Source organism: Variovorax sp. GrIS 2.14 (genome assembly GCF_046115955.1).
Lineage (GTDB): Bacteria > Pseudomonadota > Gammaproteobacteria > Burkholderiales > Burkholderiaceae_C > Variovorax.
Genome location: NZ_JBJXIA010000001.1, coordinates 778,363 through 801,344 on the forward strand (window position 1 = coordinate 778,363; position 22,982 = coordinate 801,344).

Annotated in this window: 20 protein-coding genes; 8 read left to right on the plus strand and 12 right to left on the minus strand. The window is 64.2% G+C overall.

Annotation, left to right across the window (positions count from 1 at the left end):
- Positions 1 to 15: 15 nt before the first annotated feature.
- The 6 genes from RCH10_RS03625 to RCH10_RS03650 all read left to right on the plus strand — a co-directional run bounded on the left by RCH10_RS03625 (position 16) and on the right by RCH10_RS03650 (position 3,713).
- Positions 16 to 264, plus strand: coding sequence for a GlsB/YeaQ/YmgE family stress response membrane protein (locus RCH10_RS03625; RefSeq protein WP_323498389.1), 249 nt, complete (start codon positions 16 to 18; stop codon positions 262 to 264).
- 22 nt (positions 265 to 286) lie between these two features.
- Positions 287 to 799: a hypothetical protein gene (locus tag RCH10_RS03630; RefSeq protein WP_409051295.1), complete on the plus strand. Its 513-nt coding sequence runs from the start codon at positions 287 to 289 to the stop codon at positions 797 to 799.
- A gap of 178 nt (positions 800 to 977) precedes the next feature.
- Complete coding sequence (locus RCH10_RS03635; RefSeq protein ID WP_409051296.1) at positions 978 to 2,147, plus strand: ABC transporter substrate-binding protein; 1,170 nt, start codon at positions 978 to 980, stop codon at positions 2,145 to 2,147.
- A 31-nt stretch (positions 2,148 to 2,178) separates the two neighbouring features.
- A complete protein-coding gene (locus RCH10_RS03640) occupies positions 2,179 to 2,424 on the plus strand; it encodes a DUF4124 domain-containing protein (protein WP_409051297.1) in 246 nt (81 codons plus the stop codon).
- A gap of 4 nt (positions 2,425 to 2,428) precedes the next feature.
- Positions 2,429 to 2,812, plus strand: coding sequence for a hypothetical protein (locus RCH10_RS03645; RefSeq protein WP_409051298.1), 384 nt, complete (start codon positions 2,429 to 2,431; stop codon positions 2,810 to 2,812).
- A 34-nt stretch (positions 2,813 to 2,846) separates the two neighbouring features.
- On the plus strand, positions 2,847 to 3,713 hold the full coding sequence (locus RCH10_RS03650) for a class I SAM-dependent methyltransferase (RefSeq protein WP_409051299.1): 867 nt from the start codon (positions 2,847 to 2,849) through the stop codon (positions 3,711 to 3,713).
- 21 nt (positions 3,714 to 3,734) lie between these two features.
- Here the strand turns inward: RCH10_RS03650 and RCH10_RS03655 are convergent, their stop codons facing one another.
- Positions 3,735 to 4,409: a histidine phosphatase family protein gene (locus RCH10_RS03655; RefSeq protein WP_409051300.1), complete on the minus strand. Its 675-nt coding sequence runs from the start codon at positions 4,407 to 4,409 to the stop codon at positions 3,735 to 3,737.
- Between the two features lie 241 nt (positions 4,410 to 4,650).
- Here RCH10_RS03655 and RCH10_RS03660 point away from each other — a divergent pair, with 241 nt between their 5' ends.
- Positions 4,651 to 8,793, plus strand: a complete 4,143-nt coding sequence (locus tag RCH10_RS03660; protein ID WP_409051301.1) for an autotransporter outer membrane beta-barrel domain-containing protein — start codon at positions 4,651 to 4,653, stop codon at positions 8,791 to 8,793.
- Between the two features lie 4 nt (positions 8,794 to 8,797).
- On the opposite strand, the gene RCH10_RS03665 is transcribed toward RCH10_RS03660, so the two are convergent.
- The 8 genes from RCH10_RS03665 to RCH10_RS03700 are packed head-to-tail and all read right to left on the minus strand — an operon-like array spanning position 8,798 to position 15,567.
- Complete coding sequence (locus RCH10_RS03665) at positions 8,798 to 9,760, minus strand: threonine dehydratase (RefSeq protein WP_409051336.1); 963 nt, start codon at positions 9,758 to 9,760, stop codon at positions 8,798 to 8,800.
- Positions 9,761 to 9,807: 47 nt separating this feature from the next.
- The gene (locus tag RCH10_RS03670) at positions 9,808 to 10,440 is read right to left on the minus strand and encodes a LysE family translocator (RefSeq protein WP_409051302.1); all 633 of its coding nucleotides are present in this window, start codon (positions 10,438 to 10,440) and stop codon (positions 9,808 to 9,810) included.
- 2 nt (positions 10,441 to 10,442) lie between these two features.
- Positions 10,443 to 11,135 (minus strand): VOC family protein, encoded by a 693-nt coding sequence (locus tag RCH10_RS03675; protein ID WP_409051303.1) that lies wholly within the window; start codon positions 11,133 to 11,135, stop codon positions 10,443 to 10,445.
- Positions 11,136 to 11,137: 2 nt separating this feature from the next.
- Positions 11,138 to 12,079 carry a PhzF family phenazine biosynthesis protein gene (locus tag RCH10_RS03680; protein ID WP_409051304.1) on the minus strand — a complete coding sequence of 314 codons (942 nt, stop codon included), beginning with the start codon at positions 12,077 to 12,079 and terminating at the stop codon, positions 11,138 to 11,140.
- Positions 12,080 to 12,086: 7 nt separating this feature from the next.
- Positions 12,087 to 12,728 (minus strand): glutathione S-transferase family protein, encoded by a 642-nt coding sequence (locus RCH10_RS03685; protein ID WP_409051305.1) that lies wholly within the window; start codon positions 12,726 to 12,728, stop codon positions 12,087 to 12,089.
- 31 nt (positions 12,729 to 12,759) lie between these two features.
- A complete protein-coding gene (locus RCH10_RS03690) occupies positions 12,760 to 13,968 on the minus strand; it encodes a PLP-dependent aminotransferase family protein (RefSeq protein WP_409051306.1) in 1,209 nt (402 codons plus the stop codon).
- Between the two features lie 52 nt (positions 13,969 to 14,020).
- On the minus strand, positions 14,021 to 14,971 hold the full coding sequence (locus tag RCH10_RS03695) for a DMT family transporter (RefSeq protein WP_409051307.1): 951 nt from the start codon (positions 14,969 to 14,971) through the stop codon (positions 14,021 to 14,023).
- Entirely contained in the window at positions 14,968 to 15,567 is a 600-nt protein-coding gene (locus tag RCH10_RS03700) for a LysE family translocator (protein WP_323498404.1), read from the minus strand. Before RCH10_RS03700 ends, RCH10_RS03695 begins: the two co-directional genes overlap by 4 nt.
- A gap of 119 nt (positions 15,568 to 15,686) precedes the next feature.
- Here RCH10_RS03700 and RCH10_RS03705 point away from each other — a divergent pair, with 119 nt between their 5' ends.
- A complete protein-coding gene (locus tag RCH10_RS03705) occupies positions 15,687 to 17,111 on the plus strand; it encodes a PLP-dependent aminotransferase family protein (protein ID WP_409051308.1) in 1,425 nt (474 codons plus the stop codon).
- A gap of 24 nt (positions 17,112 to 17,135) precedes the next feature.
- Here the strand turns inward: RCH10_RS03705 and RCH10_RS03710 are convergent, their stop codons facing one another.
- The 3 genes from RCH10_RS03710 to RCH10_RS03720 form a co-directional block, all read right to left on the minus strand.
- Positions 17,136 to 18,449, minus strand: a complete 1,314-nt coding sequence (locus RCH10_RS03710; RefSeq protein WP_409051309.1) for an OmpA family protein — start codon at positions 18,447 to 18,449, stop codon at positions 17,136 to 17,138.
- Positions 18,450 to 18,556: 107 nt separating this feature from the next.
- Positions 18,557 to 20,350, minus strand: a complete 1,794-nt coding sequence (locus RCH10_RS03715) for a phospholipase D family protein (protein ID WP_409051310.1) — start codon at positions 20,348 to 20,350, stop codon at positions 18,557 to 18,559.
- Between the two features lie 115 nt (positions 20,351 to 20,465).
- Positions 20,466 to 22,367: an ATP-binding cassette domain-containing protein gene (locus RCH10_RS03720; RefSeq protein ID WP_409051311.1), complete on the minus strand. Its 1,902-nt coding sequence runs from the start codon at positions 22,365 to 22,367 to the stop codon at positions 20,466 to 20,468.
- Positions 22,368 to 22,982 lie beyond the last annotated feature (615 nt).

Sequence of the window (22,982 nt, forward strand, 5' to 3'; positions counted from 1 at the left end):
ACAAAAGGGAAAAGCATGGGAATCATCTGGACAATTCTGATCGGCTTCATCGCCGGTCTCGTGGCACGTGCCGTGCTGCCGGGCAACCAGTCACTGGGCTTCATCCTGACCACGGTCCTCGGAATTGCAGGATCGCTTATCGCGACCTACATCGGGCAGGCCATGGGTTGGTACACGGCGGGTGCAGGCGCGGGCTTCATCGCCTCGGTGGTCGGCGCGATCGTGTTGCTGGTGCTCTACGGGCTCGTAGCGCGCAAGAGCTGAACCCACAGACAAGGAGAAAATCATGGGATTGATGGACATTCTTCAGAGCGCGCTGACTGGTAACGGCGCTGCGAACGAAGCAAATGCCGAACAGCATTTCGATCAAGCGGCTCAGCACGCGTCGACCGACGAATTGGGAGCCGGCCTGGCGGGCGCGATGCGCTCCGACCAGACGCCGCCGTTCGGTGACATGGTCGGCAAGCTGTTCGGCCAATCGTCCTCTGCGCAGCAGGCGGGCGTGCTGAACCAGATTCTTGCCACGCTCGGGCCTGCTGCCGCATCCGCCATCGCAGGCGGTGCGCTCGGCCGCATCCTGTCGCCCGGCCAGACGCAGGTCACGCCGGACCAGGCATCGCAGTTGTCGCCGGCGCAGGTGACCGACATCGCGGCGCATGCCGAGCAGTCGCACCCCGGCATCGTCGACCAGGTGAGCCAGTTCTATGCGCAGCATTCGGGGCTCATCAAGATGCTCGGCAGCGCTGCGTTGATGGTCACGCTCGCAAAGATGAAAGAGAACGCGACAACGCGCGGATAGCCTGAAGTCAGGCGCGCATGGCGCCGGGTTGCCAGAGTGCGCATAAAGTCACAGGCGCGCCCGACGGCCATGCGCTGCAGTCGTACAAACCCTGAGGTTTGCGTATGATGACCTTTGTAATTGATTGTTTCATGGCAATCAATTTGCAACCGTTTTCATGCGCTTCAGGGACACGATCATGCAAGCCACTCGAAGAGGATTTGGCCGGACGGCTGCTGCCATCGGGTTGTTGGGTGCGACGGGCGCCGCCGCCCTGATCGGGACGACGTCGTTTGCCCAGGCTGCGCGCCGCGTCCCGAGTTGGAAGATCATCGCCGGCCAGTCCATCCCCATGACCGGCGCGGCCAACGAAATCGGCATGGCATTTGCGGCGGGCGCCAAGCTCTACGTCGACGCGTGGAACGAGCATGGCACCACCGGCCCGACGCTCGAACTGCGCCAGCTCGACGATGGCTACGACGGAGAGCGAGCCAAGGCCAATTCCACGAAGTTGCTGGGCAACGGCGCCGATGTATTGTTCGGCTATGTCGGTACCGCCAGCAGCATGGCCGGCGCACAAGTGGCACAGCAGCAGGGCGCAGCGTTTTTCGCCCCTTTTGCGGCTCCCGACTTGTTGCGCGACAAGGCGCACGCCAACGTTTTTCATGTACGGCCGAGCATGGCCGACGAGGCTTTTGCGATGCTCCGGCACTGCGACATCCTTGGGCAAAAGCGCATCGCGGTCGTCGCCGACGACGACGCGATGGGGCGCGCCGCACTGCAGGCGGTACAGGACGCCGCGGTCGAATTGAAGCTGGCGCCTCCGGTTGCAACCGTGTTCGTCAAGCCGGGCAGCACGCAAGTGGCCGCCGCGGTAGCCGTCATCGCCAAGGCTGAACCGCAGACCATCATCCAGGCGTCGCTCTCATCGACCACCGCAGCGTTCGTGCGCGAGATGCGCAAGACCGGCTACGGGAGCGCGTTCATGACGTTCTCTGTCGTTGGCATCGATCCGCTCTACACCGCGCTCGGCAAGGAAATCCGTGGCGTCATCATTTCGCAGGTGGTGCCGTCGCCGCGCAGTTCGGCCACGGTCGCCATCGTCAAGGAATATCTGGCGGCGGTCGGCGACTCGGATCAGATCGCGTCGTACGAAGGACTTGAAGGTTTCATCGCCGCCAAGGCGTTGGCCGAGGCTGCACGCCGCGCCGGGCCGTCCCCCACACGCGTGGCGCTGCAAAAAGCCATGACCGGCATGACCGACTACGACGTCGGCGGCTTTCGCGTGAACCTGCGTCCGCCACTGCACGATGCGGCACGCGCGGTCGACCTGGTCTACATCACGGCCGAGGGGCGCGTGCTGCGCTGATGCCGTGCACGCGTCGCGGAGGCATTCGCTCATGTCGTGCGCGGCGCTGCTCGCTATCGTGAGTGTCGGAAACCTCGAAGCGCAGGTGCAGCGCTGCACCGACGCGAATGGCAAGGTCTCGTATTCGGACGCGATGTGCGACGGCGACCGCGCCGTCAAGGTGTTCAGTGCGGGGTCGACCGCGAGCCAGCAGTGGAAGCCGGAGGGTTATCGTGCGCCGCTGCCGATGGTTCCACCACCGAACGCCCGACCTGTGCAGGTTCGTCAAATACGATGACCGCATGCCGCCTCGCGTTCCCAGTGTTCCAAAAGTCCCCAAGGCGCCAAAAGTCCCGCGCATTCCCCGCAGTCACCACTACCACGTGTATGTCGTGGAGCTCGACGACCAGGTCTGGAACAGCACGCGCTTTCGCAAGGCCAACTCTGGCTGGACGCTGGGCAAGCCCTTCGTCTACGTCGGCATGACGGGGCTCGATCCCGACGTGCGCTTCGACAAGCACAAGGCTGGTATCCAGGCCAACGTGTTCGTGCGCGACTTCGGTGTGCGGCTGCTGCCGAAACTCTACGATCGCTACAACCCGATGCCATACGACGCAGCGCGTGACATGGAGGTCGAACTCGGCATCGCGCTGCGCAAACTAGGCTTCGGTGTCTGGCAGGCTTGACGCACGAGGTGCCTCGGCTGGCACACTGGTCCGCATGCACCTGCTTTCTTCCACGATATTCGCTGCCTTGTTGATCGCGACCACGCCGTCCGCGACGTTCGCAGCGCAAGGTCATGGTCATGCTGCCGCGGCTGCAGCACAGATTGAAGACGTCACGGGCTCGCGGCTCGCCGCGGCGATCGACGGTCCGCAACGCAGTGCTTCCAATCGCGCACGCGATGCGGCGCGCCATCCTGCGGAAACCTTGCGCTTCTTTGGCCTCACGCCCGGCCGGACAGTGATCGAGATCGCTCCGGGCGGCGGCTGGTACACCGAGATCCTTGCGCCGTACCTGCGCGACGGCGGCAAGTTCTACGCCGCCTATGAACCGGATGAAAGCCCGGACGCCCGGGCTTCGCGCCAGCGCTTTGAGAAGAAGCTGGAAGCCAGCCCGGACGTCTATGGCCGTACTGTTCTCGGCACGATGCCCGCTGCCGGACGCGGCTTCGTCGGCATCGCGCCCAAGGGAGGTGCCGACTTGGTGCTCACCTTTCGCAACATCCACAACTGGATCGAGGCCGGTGATTTCGACGATACGCTGCGCGCGTTCTATGCGGTGCTCAAGCCCGGCGGCGTGCTCGGCGTCGAAGAGCATCGCGCGCCGGCCGGCACCTCGCTCGCCCGCGTCATCGCAAGCGGCTACGTGCCGGAAGATTTCGTCATCGCCCGCGCCCGCGCAGCGGGCTTCGAGTTGGCAGCGCGCAACGAGATCAACGCCAACGCGCTCGACACCAAAAACCATCCGAACGGCGTCTGGTCGCTGCCGCCGACGTTGCGCGGTGGTGATGTCGACCGGAAAAGGTTCGAAGGCATCGGCGAGTCCGACCGCATGACCTTGAACTTCGTGAAGCCGCTGCGCTGAAGGCGGCTTCAGGCGCACGTTTCAGGCGTACGTAACCCAACTCTCGTAGTCCGGCCCGTCGAGGTGCGGCAGCGTGTTGTAGGTGACCAGCATGTGGCGCTTCGGCGTGAACGCGAACTCTGTGACCGAGGTGTTCCGAATGCGCATGTTTAGCTCGATCGTCGTCTCCGCGCTGGTCCCCAATACGTGGCCGACCGCCGTGCTGATCGGCCCACCGCTCGACACCACCAGCACCTTGGCGCCATGGTGCCTGTCTCGCACGTGGTCTAGCGCGGTCGTGACGCCCGCCAGAAAGTCGATGTAGCTGGGCATGCCGACCGGCTCGGTCTTGCCCAGCATCCACGCGGCGAGGCCAGTGCGAAGTAGCCGGAAATGATGGCGGTACATCTCCGGTGAATCGGCTTTTTCAAGCTTCTCCGGATGAATCGTCGCAATGATGGCCTCGCTGTCGTACTCGTTCAGCCCCGGCCACGGCAGCACGTCGTCGCGCTCGATGCCCAAACCCTCGGCGATGCCGTTCCATGTCTGGACATGGCGCTTGAGCGTTCCGGTGATCACCGCGTCGAACTTCACGCCCCGTTCGCGCCAGTACTCGCCAAGCCGCACGGCCTGACGGATTCCCAAATCGCTCAAGTTGTCGTAGTCCAACGCCCCGAAGCTTGCTTGTCCGTGGCGCACGAAGTAGAGGGTTCCCATGGGTCTATTTGGCAATAGCACGGCTGGAAAAGCTTGTCCCGCTTGCGACTTTTGCTATCGTTTTTATAGCATCCGACGAGGTGGAACAAATTGGCACTTCGCTTTGGAAGGTAGTACTTGGTGCTTACCAGCAACAGCCAAACGCCAAACTTGTGTAACACTAAGATACTCAATTGCACTGTTCTGCACGTCTAGTTGTTACTGGGCGTAGCGGACATTTTCACCGTCATCGGAGCTTGTTTTGAATACCTCGTATCGCAGCGTCTGGAACCATGCTCTCGGCGCATGGGTTGCCGTTTCTGAAGTCACACGTTCGCGCGGAAAGCGCTCTGGGTCGTCAGTGGCCATCGTGGCTGCGGCGCTCATCGGCGGATTGGGCGCGACCGGGGCGCTGGCGCAGGCGACTACCTATGGGGCGACCGGCACGTACAACACTCCGATCAACGCGTCGGGCGGCGTGACGCTCACGGTGGCTCCGACGGCTGTTGCAGACCAGACCGGTTTGATCAGTAACTTTACGACTGCCGGTGGAATCGTCAAGGACGGTACGGGCACGCTGCAACTGAGTAACACAGGCAACTCCTACGTCGGCGCCACCTCGATTACGGCCGGCATTTTGCGCATTTCCAGTGATCTTGTATTGGGAAACGCGGCCAACGGCTTGCAACTCAACGGGGGCACTCTCCAGTTCGGGGCCGGCGGCGTAACGAGCGCGCGGGCCATAACCGTATTGGGCGGCGGTGGCTCGATTGACGTCAACGACGCCTTCGCAAATGTCCTGAGCGGTGGCTTCGCCGGCAGCGGTGCACTGGCGCTGGTCAACCTCGGGACCAGCCCGAGCGAAACGACGCGACTGACGCTGGCAGGAAGCAGCGCGGGGTTCACCGGAACTACCCAAGTCGGCCGCAACGATGTGCCAAATGTCCCTGCTTCGGGCCGCATCAACGTCGCAATCACGAGTGACGGCGCCCTCGGAACGGGCGGCAACGCGGTCAGCATCTACAACAACGGCGAACTCGATTTCACGGGCACTGGTGTTACCGCCGGCAACTTGCAGATCCAAACGCTGAGAAGTACCGACACGCTGGGAACGAACTCCGGCGTGACGTTCGCTGCCGGCGCGTCGGCTGGCAATGCCACGATCAGCAGCAAGGCTGCGGGCGCTTTGATCGACTTTCAAACCGGTACGACGGCGGCAACGTCGACCCTAAACAACAGCGGCGGCGGTCGAATCTATTTCGAGGGCAACAGCACGGGTGGCACTGCAACGATCAACAACACCGACGGTCGGCTGTATCTCCTGGGCACGGTAGATCTGAGCGGTGCCAAGGTGAACAACGCCGTCGCCGGAACGGTCTATATCAGCGACTCCACCACCGGCGTTGCGATTGGCAGGCTGTCAGGCGCCGGCAACGTGGTCTTGGGCGGAAAAGCGTTGACGGTCGGCGGGGCCAGCATTTTGGGTGACAGCGACACCATCAGCGGCGTCATTTCTGACTTGGGCAAGCAGTTCAAGGACCTCAATGGCAACGGCTACAACAACGCCGCTACTGCGGCCGGCGGTTCAGTCGTCAAAGTCGGCGCCGGAACGCTGGCGCTGACCGGCACAAACACCTATTCGGGCGGTACTGGCATCACTGCGGGAACCCTGGCGTTCAATAACGCGCAAGCCTTGGGCACTGGCGCGGTCGTCATGACCGGTGGTGAATTGCTGGCGACAAACGACGTGGCGTTCGGCAGTGCCTTGCAGAGCATCACTTTCAACGGATCGGCCACCGTGGCCGCAGCGACAGGCAAGACGTTTACTTTCACGGCTGGCATCACCAACAAGGCATCGGTCGCGACCTTCGGCAACGCGATCGACAACGGCGTGGTGCTGTTCACGCCCGCGTCTGTCACGACGACCAACGTGGCGAGCCTGAACGTGGCCGGCGGCACGCTGCGCGCCGGCGACGCCACCGGCCTCAACGCCCTGACCTCGATCAATGCATCGACGACAGTCGCCAAGGGCGCCACGCTCGATCTCAACAGTTTCAACACGAGCGTTGCCAACCTGCAAGGTGCTGGAACGGTACTGACGGGTACGGACGCGTCGAAGGCGCTGACGGTCAATGCCGGCAACTTCGCTGGCTCGATTCAGGGTGCCGACAGCCTCATCAAGACCACCGCCGGTATTTTGGTGCTCTCAGGCGCCAACTCGTACACCGGCGCCACCGCCGTCAATGCGGGAACCCTGCGCGCGGGCGCTGCGAACGTGCTGCCGGTCGGCACCGCGCTCACGGTCGCCAACGCAGCCACTTTCGACCTGAACAACCAGGCACAAGCCATCGGCTCCCTGGCCGGCGTCGCCGGCAGCGCCGTCACGCTCGGCAGCGCCGCACTCACCACCGGTGGTAACAACGCCAGCACGGCCTTCAACGGGGTGATCTCCGGCACCGGTTCGCTGGTGAAGACGGGCACCGGGACCTTCGCGCTCAGTGGCGCCAACAGCTACACCGGCGCCACCACGGTGAACGCCGGCACCCTGCAAGCCGGTGCCGCCAACGTGTTGCCAGCCAGCACCGCTGTGACGGTGGCCGGTGGCGGCACGCTCGACCTGAATAACCAGGCACAGACCATCGGCTCGCTGGCCGGCGCAGGTGCAGTGACACTCGGCTCCGCGGCCCTGACCACCGGCGGCGCGAACACCAGCACGACTTTCACCGGTGCGATTCTCGGTAGCGGCTCACTGGTCAAGACCGGCACCGGTGCATTCGCCGTGTCGGGTGCCAACACCTACACCGGCGCGACCACCGTGGCCCAGGGCACGCTGTCCGCCACCGCTGCCAACGCGCTCAGCGCCGCTTCGGCCCACACCGTCGCCGCGGGCGCCACCCTGGCGCTCAACGGCAACAGCCAGACCGTCGCATCTCTTGCCAATTCGGGCGTCGTCTCGCTGGTGGGCGCGGCGCCGGGTACGACCCTCACAGTCAACGGCGCCTACGTCGGCAACGGCGGAACGCTGGCACTGGGCACCCTGCTCGGCGCCAACGGCACCTCTGATCGCCTGGTGTTGAATGGCCCCAACGCCAGTGCTTCAGGCTCGACCAACGTTGCCATCACCAACTTCGGCGGCCTCGGTGCGCTGACCAGCGGCAACGGCATCGAAGTCGTGACGGCACAGGGTGGCGCGACCAGCACCAAGACCGCCTTCGCACTGGCCGGCGGCCACGTGGATGCCGGCGCCTTTCAGTACCGGCTGTACGCGGCCGATGCGGCAGGCAACGGCAGCAGCTTCTACCTGCGCACGCAGGACGGCTCCACGCCTGTGACGCCCGTCACCCCAGTCACCCCAGTCACGGCCACCTTCCCGGCGCTGAGCGTACCCAGCTACCGTGCCGAAGTGCCGGTGTACTCCGCCATGGGCAATGTGCTGCGCCAGGGCGACCTGGCGATGCTCGGCAACCTGCACCGCCGCATGGGCGACGAAGCCAACGTCGCTGCGGCGCCTGCCGCCGGTGCGACCAGTGCCAGCGGCGTGATCGGCGACACCGGCTGGGGCAGCGGCAATCGCCGCGCCTGGGGCCGTGTTTTCGGTGGTACCACCACCATCGAGCAAAACGGCACCGTCGGGACCGACACCCGCGCCAGCACCACCGGCTTCCAGACCGGCGTCGATCTCTTCGCCAACGACCGCTGGAACGCCGGCGTCTACATCGGCGCCCTGCGCACCGATGCCAACGTCAATGGCAACTTCGGCCTGGGTGGCCTGAGCGGCTATGCCGGCAGCTTCCGCGCCGACAGCCAGTACCTGGCGGGCTACGCGACGTACCAGATCCCGCAAGGCATGTACGCCGACTTCGTGTTGCAGTACGGCCGCCAGGACGTGACCGCCGATGCGCTGTTCAAGCCGAGCGCCAAGACCAAGGGCGACAGCCTTTTGGCCTCGGCTGAAGTCGGCCAGCGCTTTGCGATTGGCAATGGCTGGGCAATCGAGCCGCAGGCCCAGTTGGTGTATCACCGCCTGAATCTGGACAACACCGGCATCACCGGCTTCACCAACGTGCAGCAGGATCCGGACAGCCAGATCCTCGGTCGTATCGGCGTGCGCTTTGCGGGCGACATGATGACCTCGATGGGTCGCTTCCAGCCGTACGCACGGGTGAACCTGTGGCACGGATTCGGTGGTACCGACACGGCGACCTTCGTCGGACCGGCAGGTGCGACCACGATCTCCAGCCGCATCGGCTACACGTCGACCGAATTGGCTGTCGGCGCCACGCTGTCGGTCACCAAGTCGGTGAGCCTGTACAGCGAAGTGGGCAAGCTGTTCCACTCCGGTGGCAGCGATGCGCGGGTGAAGACTTCGGTGCAGGGATCGCTGGGTGTGAAGTTCGCGTTCTAACTGGCTAGCTTGTAAGGACACCGGCGAACATGCCGGCGTCGACATTGCCGCCGGTGAGCGCAATGCCCACCGTCTTGCCGCGCCAGCGGTCCTGCTGTTGCAGGGCCGCTGCCAGCGCCGCAGCACCGGCACCCTCGGCCACGTTGTGCGTATCAATAAATAGCGCACGCATGGCTTCGGCGACTTCGTCGTCACTCACCGCAATCACATCGTCGGCTTCGCGTTGGATGACCTGAAGTGCCTCGGGCACGGGCGTTCGGCAGGCCATGCCGTCAGCCAGTCGCGTGCTGACAGGCGCCTCCATCAGCCGTCCGGCCCTGAACGAGTCGCGGTAGGCCGTGGCGTGCGACGACACCACGCCGATGATTTGCGTCGACACGCCGCAATGCGCGCGCGCCACGGCGGCGGCCGCAAAGCCGGAGCCAAGCCCGATCGGGACGAACAGCACGTCGGGTGGCGTGTCGCGCAAGGCATCGAAGAATTCGACATACGCCGTGGCGACGCCGCGCACCAGATCGCGATCAAACGACGGCACGCGGTGCAGGCCGTCGCGCGTGGCCAGCATGCCGGCGTGCTCGCTGGCCTCCTGAAAATCGTTGCCGTGTTCGATCAGCGTGACGCCGAGCGCGCGCATGGCAGCGTTCTTTTCGACCGAGTTGCCGTGCGGCACGACGATGGTGGCGGCAAGGCCGTGGCGCCGTGCAGCGAAGCCGACCGACTGGCCGTGGTTGCCGCGGGTCGCACTGATCACATGGCGCACGGTGGGTTGTTGCCGTGCCAGCATCTCGAAGTAAGTGAGGCCGCCACGGATCTTGAAGGCGCCGACCGGCGTGTGGTTCTCGTGCTTGACCCATACCGTGGCGCCGAGCCGTGTGGACAACAGCGGCCACGCGTATTGCGGTGTCGGCGGCATGGCGGCGTACACCGTGCGTTGTGCGGCTTCGATTTCTTCGCGGTCGAACAACATGGGTGCGGATGCGGATGCGGACGTGTTCTCCGACAAAAGCACGGCGGTCATTTGCGCTCCGTCAGCGCGATGCGCACTGCGATGGCCGCGAGCACGGTGCCCATCACGTAGCGCTGCGTACGCAGCCAGCCGGTGCTCTGCGACAGCACTGCCGTGATGCCCGCCGCACCGAACACCAGCGTGGCATTGACGACCGCGCTGCCTGCGATCTGCACCGCACCCAGCATCGCGCTCTGCAGCAGCACCGAGCCATGCTCCGGGTGAATGAATTGCGGAAAGAACGAAAGGTAGAACATCGCCACCTTCGGGTTCAGCAGGTTGGTCAGGAAGCCCATGCGAAAGAGCTTGCCCGGCCGGTCTGCCGGCAGTGCGCGCGGCTCGAATGGCGCTGTGCCGCCCGGCTTCACCGCCTGCCATGCGAGCCAAAGCAGGTAAGCCGCGCCGATCAGGCGTATCGCATCGAAGGCCAGCGGCACGGCGAGCAACAGCGCCGTCAGCCCGAGCGCCGCGGCGACCAGATGCACCAGAAACGCCAGCAACACGCCCGCCAGCGAGACGAACCCCGCGCGCCGCCCCTGCACCAGCGTGCGCGAGACGCAATAGATCATGTTCGGCCCCGGGGTCAGCGCCAGCAGCAGCGAGGCGATGGCGAACCAGGTGAGTTCGGTGACAGAAAGCATGGTCAGAGTCCCTTGGATTCGAGTGTGACGGGGCCGCGCGGTGTGTCGAGCACAGCGACGAGGTTCGGTGCGCCGGCAAGCACGTTCATGTCGACGAGGCCGATGGCTGTCAGCGCGGTTGCAAGGTCGTCGGCGCGCGGGTGTGTCAGATGCATCGAACGCAGCGAGATGCCCGAAGTTGGCAGGCTCTCGACCGGGTGCACGGCGCCCCACTGGATCAACGTCGGCAGCGCGCCATAGAAAAGGCGCTGGCCGTCGTCGCGCACGGTGATTTGCCATTCGAGGCGGCCGGCGGCCGTGTCGCGTGCGGCTTCAATCAAGGGGCCGCGATCGATGTGCGCGTGGTGGTGCGACAGCGCCTCCAGCGAGGCGCGCGCATCGGCCACGCGGGCGACGAAATGGATCAGGTGCGGACCGTGGCGTGCGAGGCCCGCCTGCAGCACCGCATCGTCGAAGTCGAACCAGCGGCGCAATCTGGCTGCGCGCGTCGGCGTCGTTTTGCGATTGATCGCGATGATCTCTAAGTAGCTCTGCGGAAACGCATCGCTCGAAATGGCGAGCAAGCGGTTGTGCGTGCCCATCATCGGATGCGGTCCGCCTGTCGAGGGCGTGACGCCGAGCGTGGCCTCGCACCAGGCCACGCCTTCGTCCAGCGAGGCTGCAGCGATGACGAGGTGGTCGAGGCGGGCTGGCATCGCTACAACGTGACCGTGCCGTCGATGCAGGTGACCGAATCGCCACCGATCCAGACCGTGCCGTCGGCGTCGCGCTCGACGGTCACGCGGCCGTCGCGGCCCAGCGTCTGGCCTTGTGCGACGAGGTAGCGGGCCGGCAGGTGGTCGTCGGCAATCAGCCATTCGGCGAGACCGGCGTTCAAGCTGCCGGTGACCGGGTCTTCCTCGATGCCCATGTTGGCAGCGAACGCGCGGACTTCTAGGTCGGCGGCGATCGGGGCGATGGGCTTCACGCTGGCTTTGTCCGCACTGCCGAAGGCGCGCCCCTCGCGGTTCGATCGACCGATAAGCGCGCCGTTCGAAGCCGGCGCAGGAACGCCGGCGACGCCGACCGCCTGTCCCAGTTCCTTGAGCGCGCGATGGTCCGGCGTCAGCGCGAGCACCGTGTCCGCATCGTTCAGCAGCAGCCCGAGCCACACCGGTCCGTTGTCGAGCAGTTGGGCCGACAGAATCTGATGCGCCTTCAGTCCGAGCGCACTCGCCACCTTGGCCAGCAAGGTGGGGCTCGGCGCACTGCGCTTGAGCTTCGGCGCCGCGAAGGCAAGCCGATCGCCGTTCGCGCCGGCTTCGCGCCGCACCGTGACCAGCCCGGCTGCGCATTGCTGCACCACGCGGCCTTCGGATCTCGGTCGACCGCCGGCCTCCAGCCAGGCATGGCAACTGCCTAGCGTGGGATGGCCCGCAAAGGGCATCTCGCCGCCGGGCGTGAAGATGCGCACGCGGTAGTCGGCGGCATCGTCGGTCGGCGGCAGCACGAAGGTCGTTTCCGACAGGTTGGTCCAGTGCGCGAAGCGTTGCAGCTCGGCGTCGTCGAGGTCGGTGCCATCGAGCACCACGGCCAGCGGGTTGCCGCGGTACCGCACGGCGGTGAACACGTCGACTTGTTTGAACGCACGGGTTTTCATTTGTCGTCTATTCCAGTGCGAGGTCGAGCACGCCGCGTGCGCCAACGCGTGCCGACACGTCGGCGAACCAGCGCTCGAGGTTCGGCCAGGCCGGTCGCGTGTACTCGGTGACGGGCAAGCCGAACCAGCGATGCGTCTCGCAACCGATCGGGATGTCGGCCATGGTGAAGCGGTCGCCCGCCATGTAGGCCCGGTCCGCCAAATGCGTGTCGAGCATGGCGAGCAGCGGCTCGGTCGCATTCACCGAGCGGGCGATCACGGCGGCGTCGCGTTCGTCCGGCGCCTTGCGAATCCACTGCACGAACGCGCCACCGCTGACCGCGTTGAGGGCGGTTTGCTGCCAGTCCATCCAGCGCTCGGCATCGAAGCGTTCGCCCAGCAAGTCGGGATAGAGCTTGCCGAGCGAATGCTTCGCGCACAGGTAGCGGACGATGACGTTCGACTCCCACAGCACGACGCGCTCGGCACCCTCGCCGTCGTCGATCATCGGCACCATCGCATTCGGATTGAGCGCCAGATACTCGGGCGTTTGCACCACGCCGAAGCGGCCGCCGGCTTCGGTGCGCTGGAAGTCGAGCCCGAGCTCCTGCGCGCACCAGACGACTTTGCGTACGTTGAGGGAACTGATGCGGCCCCAGATATTGAGCATGGTTCGGTTCTTAGGTTTCTGTTTCAGTCGTTCAGGTCGAGGCCAGCTCGCGCTCGACCTTGGCCGCAGCGTTGTGCGCCAGCTGTTCGCGCAACGTGGCGCCCAGTGCTGCGATGGCGATGTCGATTTCTTCGACGCTGGCCGTCACGAACGACAGTCGAAGCGTGCGCGGATCGCCTTCTCCAGCGAAGAACGGCGCACCGGGCACGAAGGCCACGCCGCGCGCGACCGCCTTCGGCAGCAGCGCCACGGTGTCGATGCCCTCAGGCATGCGCGCCCACAGGAACATACCGCCGACCGGCGTGTTGAACTCGACGTCGAGTCCCTTCATCTCGCGGCGCAGGGCAGCGATCATCGCGTCGCGCTGGCGCTTGTACAGGGCGCGGATCGTCGGCACGTGGCGGTCCAGAAAGTTGTCTTTCATGACCGACGACACCATGCGCTGCGTGAAGATCGGCGTGTGCAGATCGACCGCCTGCTTGGCCTGCAAAAGCTTGGGGTAGATCGCTTTGGGCGCGACCAGGAAGCCTAGGCGGAGTCCCGGTGCCAATACCTTGGAGAACGAGCCGAGGTAGATGCAGCCTTCCGGGTTGCGCGAGGTGAGCGAGAGCGGCGGCGGCGCGTCGAACCACAGGTCGCCGTAGGGGTTGTCTTCGACGATGGGCAGGCCTGCCTTGGCTGCGGCGGCCGACACGGCGGCGCGCCGCGCCTCGGTCCAGGTGCGGCCGGTAGGGTTCTGGAAGTTGGGCAGCAGATAGACAAAGCGCGCGTCTTTGGCCTTGGCCAGCAGGTCGTCGACAAGCACGCCGTCGTTGTCGCTCGCCACGCTCACCGGCACCGGCTCCATCGGGCCGAAAGCCTGCAGCGCGCCGAGGTAGGTCGGGGTTTCGACCAGCACCTTGCTGCCCGGATCGATCAGCACCTTGGCGACCAGGTCGAGTCCTTGCTGCGAACCGGTGGTGATGAGCACCAGCGAAGGATCGACGTTCCACGGCAGCATGTCGGCCACGGCTTGCCGCAGCGGCCCATAGCCTTCGCTCGCCGCGTACTGCAAGGCTGCCTGACCATCGGTGTGCAGCACTTCGGCACATGCGTCGGCGAACTCCTGGATGGGAAAGGTCTTGGGTGAGGGCAGGCCGCCCGCCAGGCTGATGATGCCGGGCTGTTCGGCGACCTTCAGAATTTCCCGCAACACCGAGGGATTCATCTTTTCGGCCCGTGCGGCCAGTTTCCAGTCCATGCTTTTTCCTTGATTGCCTGATGAGCGGGTGATTTTTGGTGGCCGTCGATTTTCAACCGAGCGTGTCGATCGCGGGGGTGGCACCCGTCGGCATCGCGCGCGGCTGCGACAGCTTCTTGCCGATGACCACGGTCGCGACCACCGCGAACGCGAAGCCCAGTGTGACGACGTCGAGCGGTTCGCCCAGCAGCGGGATCGACGCGAGGATCGACAGAAACGGTTGCAACAGTTGGGCCTGGCTCACGCGCAGTGCACCCCCTAGCGCCAGGCCGCGATACCAGGCGAAGAAGCCCATCCACATCGAAAACACGCCGACGTAGACGAAGCCGACCCACGCCGACACCGCGATGGCCTGTGCCGGCCACAAGACGAGCGTCGCCGGCAAGGTGAAGGGCAGCGCCATCACGCAGACCCAGCAGATCACGCGCTCGGCACCGAGCGACGGCGTGACCTGCGCGCCGTAGATATAGCCGAATGACGCCGCGATCACCGCGCCGACCAGCAACAGGTCGGCCCATTCGAACCCGAACCCGCCGCCGTGCCGGCTGGCGCGCAGCATCGAAAACGCGACCACGAGCAGGCTGCCGACCACGGCGCACACCCAGAAGCCGAGCCGCGCGCGCTGATGCAACACCCAAGCTGCAACGGCGGCAGTGACAAGCGGCAGCAGCGCCGTGATGACAGCCGCGTGGCTCGCGGTGACGACGCGCAACGCATACCCGAGCAACAAGGGATAGCCGACCGCGTTGCCCAGCACGGCGATGCCGAGCGGCTTCCATTGATGACGTTGCGGCCGCGGCGATCGCGTCGCCAGCAAGAAAACGACGGAGAGCGCGCCAGCCAGCGCCGCGCGGCCGACGGTGACGAACCACGGCGACAGCTGCGGCGCTGCCTGCGTACCCGTCGCCAGCCGCGTCATCGGCAGCGTGACGGCGAAGATGGCGACGCCTAATACGCCGAGCCACATACCCAGCGTTTCGTCCTTGAGCTGCAAGCCCTTCATACGCCCACCATCCACCAGGCCGTGAGCACCAGCACGGCGGCCATGCCGCGGTTGAACCACAACAGGCGCTTCCCCTTGGTAAGCCAGCTGCGCAGCACGGCGCCGACCACCGCGTAGGCTAGGTTGCTGGCAAAGGCATAGAACAGCATGACCGGCGCGACGATGGCGAAGCGACCCAGCGCATCGGGCTGCCCGGCGATCCAGCCCGCCACCAGCGTGAGCGCCAGCAGCCAGGCCTTGATGTTGATGAACTGCAGCATCACGCCCTGGACGAAGCCGACCGACAGCTGCGCCTCGTCGGCGCTGCCGAGCGTTGCACTGCGGCTCAGCTTCCAGGCGAGCCACAACAAATAGGCAATGCCGAGTGCCTTGATGACCAGGCGCAGCGCGGGCACCGCAACCACCAGTGAACCGATGCCTGCAGCGCAGAGCATCAGCAACAAAGTCCAACCCACGGGCACGGCGACGATGAAACGCATCGCGCGCTTCAGACCGCCGTTGGCCGCGAGCGCGGTCGACAGCGTCGTGTTCGGCCCCGGCGAAAAACTCATCGCCGTAGCCAACACCAACAGCGCGGTGAATTCTTGCCAGTCCATGAAACAGACTCTAAACTCTTGACCATTACAGTACCGACACAGATCGTCGGACAAGAGTCTCGTCTGTATTGGCCGGCCCTTCGGTACAGAGGTGAAAAACGGGACACAGACGGACACGCATGCTGACACGTACTTCTACCCAATCGCTCACCGAACAGCTCGCCGGACGCTTTGCCGAGCGCATCCGAAACCGGCTGCTGGCGCCAGGCGCGCGTTTGCCCTCGGTGCGCGAATGCGCGCGGCAGCAAGGCGTGAGCCCGCACACCGTGGTGGCGGCGTATGACCAGTTGCTGGCGCAAGGCTTGGTGGAGGCCCGCAAGCAGCGCGGCTTTTACGTGCGCGATTCAGCGCCGACGCAATCGCAGGACGCCCGTGCGGGCGGGGAGGCAAGCGCTGTGCTGAAGCCGTTGCCTATTTCCGGTGTGCCGGCCGACGCAAGCTCGTTGATTCGCGGCATGTTCCATCGGCAGAGCGACAAGCCGCAACCGGGCATGGGCGTTTTTCCGCCGGACTGGATGGAGTCGACCTTCATGCCGGCTTCGGTGCGGCGGTTGACCAGTACGAGCGCGTTGCAAGAGTTGTCTTTGCAGTACGGCGAGCCGGCCGGCGACTCGGCGCTTCGGCGCAGCCTTTCGCAAAAGCTCGCCAGCATCAACGTGCCGGCGTCGCCCGACCAGATCATCACGACCATCGGCGCCACGCACGCGCTCGACATCGTGAGCCGCACGCTGCTGCGTGCAGGCGATCCTGTGATGGTCGAAGAGCCGGGTTGGGCAATTGAATTTGCACGGTTGGAATCGCTCGGCATGCGCATCCTGCCTGTGCCGCGCCGTGCCGATGGGCCCGATCTCGAAGTGATGGCGCGGTATTGCCAAGCGCATCAGCCGAAGCTTTTTGTCAGCGTCAGCGTGCTGCACAACCCGACCGGCTACAGCCTGACGCCGGGCAGCGCGCACCGTGTGCTGAAGCTTGCCAATCAGCACGACTTTCATATCGTCGAAGACGACACCTATAGCCACCTCGCGCCTGAGCATGCGACGCGCCTGAGCGCGCTCGACGGGCTGCAGCGCACGATCTACGTGAGCGGCTTCGCGAAGATTCTGGCGCCCAACTGGCGCATCGGTTTTCTGGCGGCGCCTCCCGATGTGTTCAGCCGCTTGCTCGAAACTAAACTGCTCACGACTCTCACGACGCCCGCGTTGTTTGAACGGGCGCTGGCGTGGTGCATCGACCAGGGGCAGTTACGCCGGCACGCCGACCGCATCCGCATTCGGCTCGACGGCGCGCGTGCCCGCAGCGTCAAGCTCGCGCTGGCGCACGACTGCAGTTTCGTGTCGGAGCCGGCGGGGTTGTTCGGTTGGGTCGACGCCGGCGTCGACACCGACGCACTGACGCAGCGCATGCTCGACGAAGGCTATCTGCTGGCGCCGGGTTCGTTGTTCCATGCAAGGCGGCCGCCATCGACGCTGATGCGCATCAACTTTGCGACCGCGCAGGACGCGACTTTCTGGAAGACTTTTGCCCGGGTTCGCGATGTGATGTGATGGGCTGGCTGCGGCGTTCAGCGCTCAGGTCGTCGGGCAGTCGATCACCTTGAACTCCACGCGCCGGTCGAGCACATCACGCGCATCGTCAGTGCCGAGTCCGGAGATCGGCTCGCGCGAGCCCTTGCCAACGGCGACGGTTCGCCTGGCCGTTCCGGGCAGGCCGTTATCGAGGCGTTGAGTGATGTATTGCGCTCGCACCAATGACAATCGATCGTTCAACGGTTCTGGCCCGGTGCGGCTGGTGTGGCCCGACACTTCCATGCACGCGTTGGCTACCCCGGTGCGCGCACCGATCTGCTTCAGCCAGACTTGGTACTGCGTGTTGATCTGTTGATCATTCACGAACAGCGTCGAGCCGGGTCTGAACAAAAACTTTACCGCGATTCGTTTTTGCGCGATGCCGTAGTCGACGATCTTGCCGAAGGCCTGCGCTGCATCGTCCTTGCGGCCGAGCTTGAGACTGGACAGATAGACGCCGTTGTAAACACGCAGCTGGTCGCCGCCGGCCGAGCGCGCAATGCCGCGATACAGGTCGAGCGCGTCGTCGTAGCGGCCCGCGTTGTAGCTGTTCATCGCGTCGTTGATCATGGCGGCGGCAACGATCTTGTCCCAATACGCCGGGTTGATCGGATCGCCGACCTTCGTGCCTTGGCAGGTCTTCACATAGCCATCGGTGGCGCCGTCAGGCACCCATGCTGGACTGTCCTGATAAAAGGCGATGGGCGTCGAGTCGACGCTGTCTGGCCGGGCGCGACCGAGGCCCTTGGAGACGATCTTGCCGCTCTGCAAGTCGACCAGCGCAAGGCACACGCGGTACCACTCGCGCGGACCCGGCGCATTGCCGCCGGCCTTGTCGACCGCGGTCACCGTGCCGATGAAAAGCAGCGGTGACCGCGTCAATGCCGTGGTCGTGAAAGGCTGCAGGTCGTAACGCGGAAAGTTCGCGCGCAGCATCGCGCCGATGCGTTGCTCCATCGCTTGGGTCGACACAGACTGGGCACCGGTGTTGCCGTCGATCAGCGGGTCGATCACCAGCGGCAACCTGCGGGTGCCGTCGGGCAACACCGCCTTGCCGAAGAGGTTGGTGGCGGCAAAGCTTACGGCGTCGTCGAACGCCATGATGGGTGGCGGGGGTGGTGCCGCAGTGACCGCGGCCGGCGATGGCGGGCTGGCGCTGGTTTGCGCAGATGCTGTCGCCGCTGTCGCCGCCGCTGCAGCAGCGGGTGGCGAAGCGGCAGCGGCAGGTTGCTGCGTGCCGCATGCGGTCAGGGTCACGCTGGCAAGCAGGGCAAGCGGTCCGGCCATCATCGCAAAGACCAATGCGGAAGATTTCATCGAGCGATCATCCGGTCTCGCTCATGGACGGACAACAGGCCGTTTGGCCGAGTCGACTCAGCCAATCGACCACCAACCTCGCCGTCCGCTTGCCGCCCACCGGCTGCTCAGAGCAGCTTGTCGGGCGCCAGCGGGCCGAAGAGCTTGAGCAGTAAACGCAGGCTGGCGCTGGTATCGGGCTCAGTCGTCGTGTCTTGCAACCCGCTGCCTTTCGGGGCTCGCCAGATGAGCTTGCCGTCTGCAAGTTCGACGTGCCAGGCACCTTCGTTCAGTGCAGCCTCGATCTGCCCGGTCGCGATACGTGAAAGCTCGTTGCTGCGGATGAGCAGCGCGACCTCGGTGTTTTGCAGTTGTGAGCGAAGGTCGAGATTCATGGAGCCGACCACCAGCAGGCGACCGTCCAGCACCAGCACTTTGGAATGGAGCATGGCTTTGGATTCGCCCGTCACGCTCGCGCCGGATGCGCCTAAGGCGCTGCCGAAGTCGGCCTGGCCGCTTCGCAACTCATACAGCTCGACGCCCATCGTCAGCATCTCTTCGCGATGCCGCGCGTAGCCGACGTGGGCGACAGGCGCATCGTTGGACGCGAGTGAATTGGTGAGCACGCGGACGCGCACGCCGCGCGCCCGGGCCGCGGCAAACGCCTGCTTCATATCATCGCCCGGCACGAAATACGGCGAGATGATCAGCAGATCGCGGCGCGATTGGCCGATCAGCTGGAGCAAACCTTCGACGACGGTGTCGCTTCCGGCGGCAAGGTCTGCAGCCGCATCGAGGGCCCGGTTGGCCGGGAGATTTTGCGTGCCGTTCTGCTGACTGATGACCAGGGCCGGCGCCCGCCCGTCGCCGGCGTTGGGGCTACTTTTGTCCGGCGGAATCTTGCCAGGCTGGTCTGCCAGTACGACGGCAGGCGCCCAGGCGAAAGCGGCGGTGGCGAGGTCGATCGGCTTTTCGTCCCATGCGTGCGAGCGTTGTTCGGGCGTCGGACCGTCGTCGGTGCGTGTTGCAGGCGAGGTTGATGCTGTTGCGCCGGCTCCCTCGCGCGCCGCGGCGGTGGCATTTGCCTCGTCGGAACTTCGTTTTTGGCTGGCGGCATCGGCATCGGCATCGCGGGAGCGCTCCCGAATTTGGGCGAGCTCCACTTGCGACACCAAAGACTCGACAGGATAGGAACGTTCGTTGTTCCAGTAGGTGTCGAAGCTCCTGGACAAGTCGCGCACGATGGGACCGGCTGCGAGCACGTCGAGGTCGACGAAGTTGCCGACGGTGGAGTTGCCGAAGTACGCGTCGCCCAAATTGCGACCTCCGGCCACACCCATGGCGTTGTCGGCGATGAAGAGCTTGTTATGCATGCGCTGCTGTACACGCGACGCTTCGCCCAGCGAGTTGGCCATGCGAGAAAGAGCTGAGCTGCGGTCGCCGGCCAAAGGGTTGAACATTCGCATCTCGATGTTTTTCTCGAAGGCCAACCGCAGCACGAGCGCATCGCGTCCGGTGCTGTGAAAGTCGTCGATCAGGATGCGTACGCGCACGCCACGTGCCGCCGCATCACGTACACCAGAGAGCAGCCGGCCGGTGCTGGCATCGGCGTGGATGGCGTAGTACTGGAGGTCGAGCGTCTTTTGCGCAGATTCGACCAGCGCGAGTCGACTGCCGTAGGCCGCCTGTGGGCCGTCGAGTAAAACGAAGCCGGAGTCGAACCGGGCCGAGGCGGCGTCATGCCGCCGCTGGACGAGTATGGCAAGCGCGGTATCCCCTGCCGATACCAATGCAGTCGACACCGGCCGTTCGACATTTTTGGGCAACTGTGCGCAGGCCGAAATGAGCAGCGCCGCGGCCACTGCGGCACACCACCGCTGCATGGTTTTGATCGGATGCTGCGGGGCACTGGACAAGGACATGCTGAGGTGGCGTGGTGTTAGGCGCGTATTGTTAGGTGCGTGTGTATAACGCAGTCGCCGACGCTGACTCGTCGGACAACCCAGGCGAACCGCTGCGGCTTGGCGCCCGCGATTGCTAACGCGTAGCGCCGAGCTCTTCCTGGCGCTCGAGCGCGACCAGCAACTCTTCGTCGATTTGCGAATGGCGCTCGCCCAGTTCGGCTGCGCGCGAGGCTTCGCTCGAATAGATCGCGCCGCCGTCGACTGCCAGCATTTCTGCAATCCGCTTTTGTTCGTCCTCAAGCGCTGTGATCTGTGTCGGTAGCGCTTCCAGCTCGCGCTGTTCTTTGTAGCTCAGCTTCTTGCGCGTGACGACGCGCGCCGGCGCGGCTTCGGCTTTCGGCGCAGCGGCCGCTGCTGCAGGCGCGGCAGCCGGTGCTGCTGCGGCGCGCTGTTCAGCGATCTCTCGTGCGCGCTTCGACTGAATCATCCAGTCTCGGACGCTGCCCTCGTACTCGCGCCAATGGCCGTCGCCTTCGAAAGCGATCGTGCTGGTGACGACGTTGTCGAGGAAGGTCCGGTCGTGGCTCACGAGGAAGACCGTGCCGTCGTAGTCCTGCAGCAGACTTTCAAGCAGTTCGAGCGTGTCGATGTCCAGGTCGTTGGTTGGCTCATCGAGTACGAGCACGTTGGCTGGCCGCGCGAACAGGCGTGCCAGGAGCAGGCGATTTCGTTCACCGCCGCTGAGCGACCGAACGGGTGAATTTCCGCGGGCCGGCGAGAACAGGAAGTCGGCCAGGTAGCTTTTGACGTGCTTGCGCTGGTTGCCGATTTCGATCCACTCGCTGCCGGGGCTGATGAAATCCTCGAGCGTGGCGTCGAGATCGAGCTTGTCGCGCATTTGGTCGAAGTACGCGACCTGCAAATTGGTGCCACGGCGAATCTTTCCGCTGTCGGGCTCGAGTTCGCCCAGGATCAGCTTGAGCAGAGTGGTCTTCCCGGCGCCGTTTGGGCCCATCAGCCCCACTTTGTCGCCACGCAGGATCGTGCCGGTGAAGTTGCGGATGACAGTCTTGGGACCGAACGACTTTGAGGCTTCTGTGAGCTCGGCCACGATCTTTCCGCTCGACTGCCCCGATGCAACATCCATGTTGACGCTGCCCTGCACATCGCGGCGCGCGGTGCGGTTGTCGCGAAGCGCCTCGAGTCGGCTGATTCGGCTTTGGCTTCGGGTACGGCGTGCTTCTACGCCTTTGCGAATCCAGATCTCTTCCTGAGCGAGCAGCTTGTCGGCCTTGGCGCTGATCACCGCCTCCTGAGCGAGTTGCTCCTCCTTCTGTATGAGGTACTGCTCGAAATTGCCCGGATAAGAGCCAAGCTTGCCTCGGTCCAACTCGATGATGCGAGTGGCAACACGATTCAGAAAGCTGCGGTCGTGCGTGATAGTCACGACGCTGCCTTTGAAGTCGATCAATAGCTGCTCGAGCCATTCGATTGAATCGAGGTCAAGGTGATTGGTGGGTTCGTCCAGCAGCAAGACGTCGGGTGATGCCACGAGCGCTTGTGCCAGGGCGACCCGCTTGCGCGTACCGCCCGAAAGGGATCCGACGCGGGCGTTGCGGTCCAGGTGCAGCCGGTGCAGCGTTTCTTCTACGCGCTGCTCCCAGTTCCAGGCGTCGAAAGCTTCGATCTTCGACTGGAGCGCATCGAGATCCAGCCCGTCCGCACCTGATAGGTAGAGGTCTCGAACTGCGATAACTTCGGCGAGGCCGGCACTCGCGGCTGTGAAGACATCCGCATCCATGTCCAGTAACGGTTCCTGCGCTACGTAGGAGATCCGAAGGTTCTGCTGGAGCTGCAGCGTTCCGTCGTCTTGCTTTTCAAGGCCGGCCAAGATCTTGAGGAGCGAAGACTTGCCCGTGCCATTGCGGCCGATCAGGCCGATTCGCTCGGATTCGAGGAGAGAGAAGTCCGCATGATCGAGTAGCGGAACGTGACCGTACGCGAGTTGTGCGTCGAGGAGAGTGATGAGTGCCATGTGGCACGGATTATCGGAGGCGAGACTGTCTCTTCATTTGCGGCACGCGGTGCATAGTTCGAAACGACGCTGTAGTTCGCCCTCTGTGTGCTGCCCTCCTTGCGCGAGCATCGAGATTTTTTATACTCGATGGCCTGGCGCAATCTGTTTGGCGTCGTGGCGGACAGATAGGTGACCTGAAATGCGGACCAGTTAAAGAAAAGCCGCAGAAGTTGACGGGACTGCGAAAACCACGTCATAATCGAAGGCTGCGCTGAATGCGACGGAAATAAAAGTTCTGATTGAACTTTCGTACAAGTCGAAGAAGGTAAAGGCCCCAAAGATTGACTGGTTTCAAGTAAACAGGTCATAATCGAAGGCTTCGCTTAATGCGAGATGTTTTTGAAGTCCTTTCCGGAATTCAACTGCAAATCAAAATAAGCGAAAAAGAAAGTTGACAAGCTTTTAAAACACATGTTAGAATCTAAGGCTGCGCTGATCACAGCAAAGCGAGTTACTCGGCAGAAGATGTTGAGTAAATAGTTCGTTAAAAATTTACAGCCGATAAGCGTGGGCGTTTGAAGGTTAATTGCCAAGTTCTTCGGAACAAAGTCTTTAAGACTTTAAACGCTCATG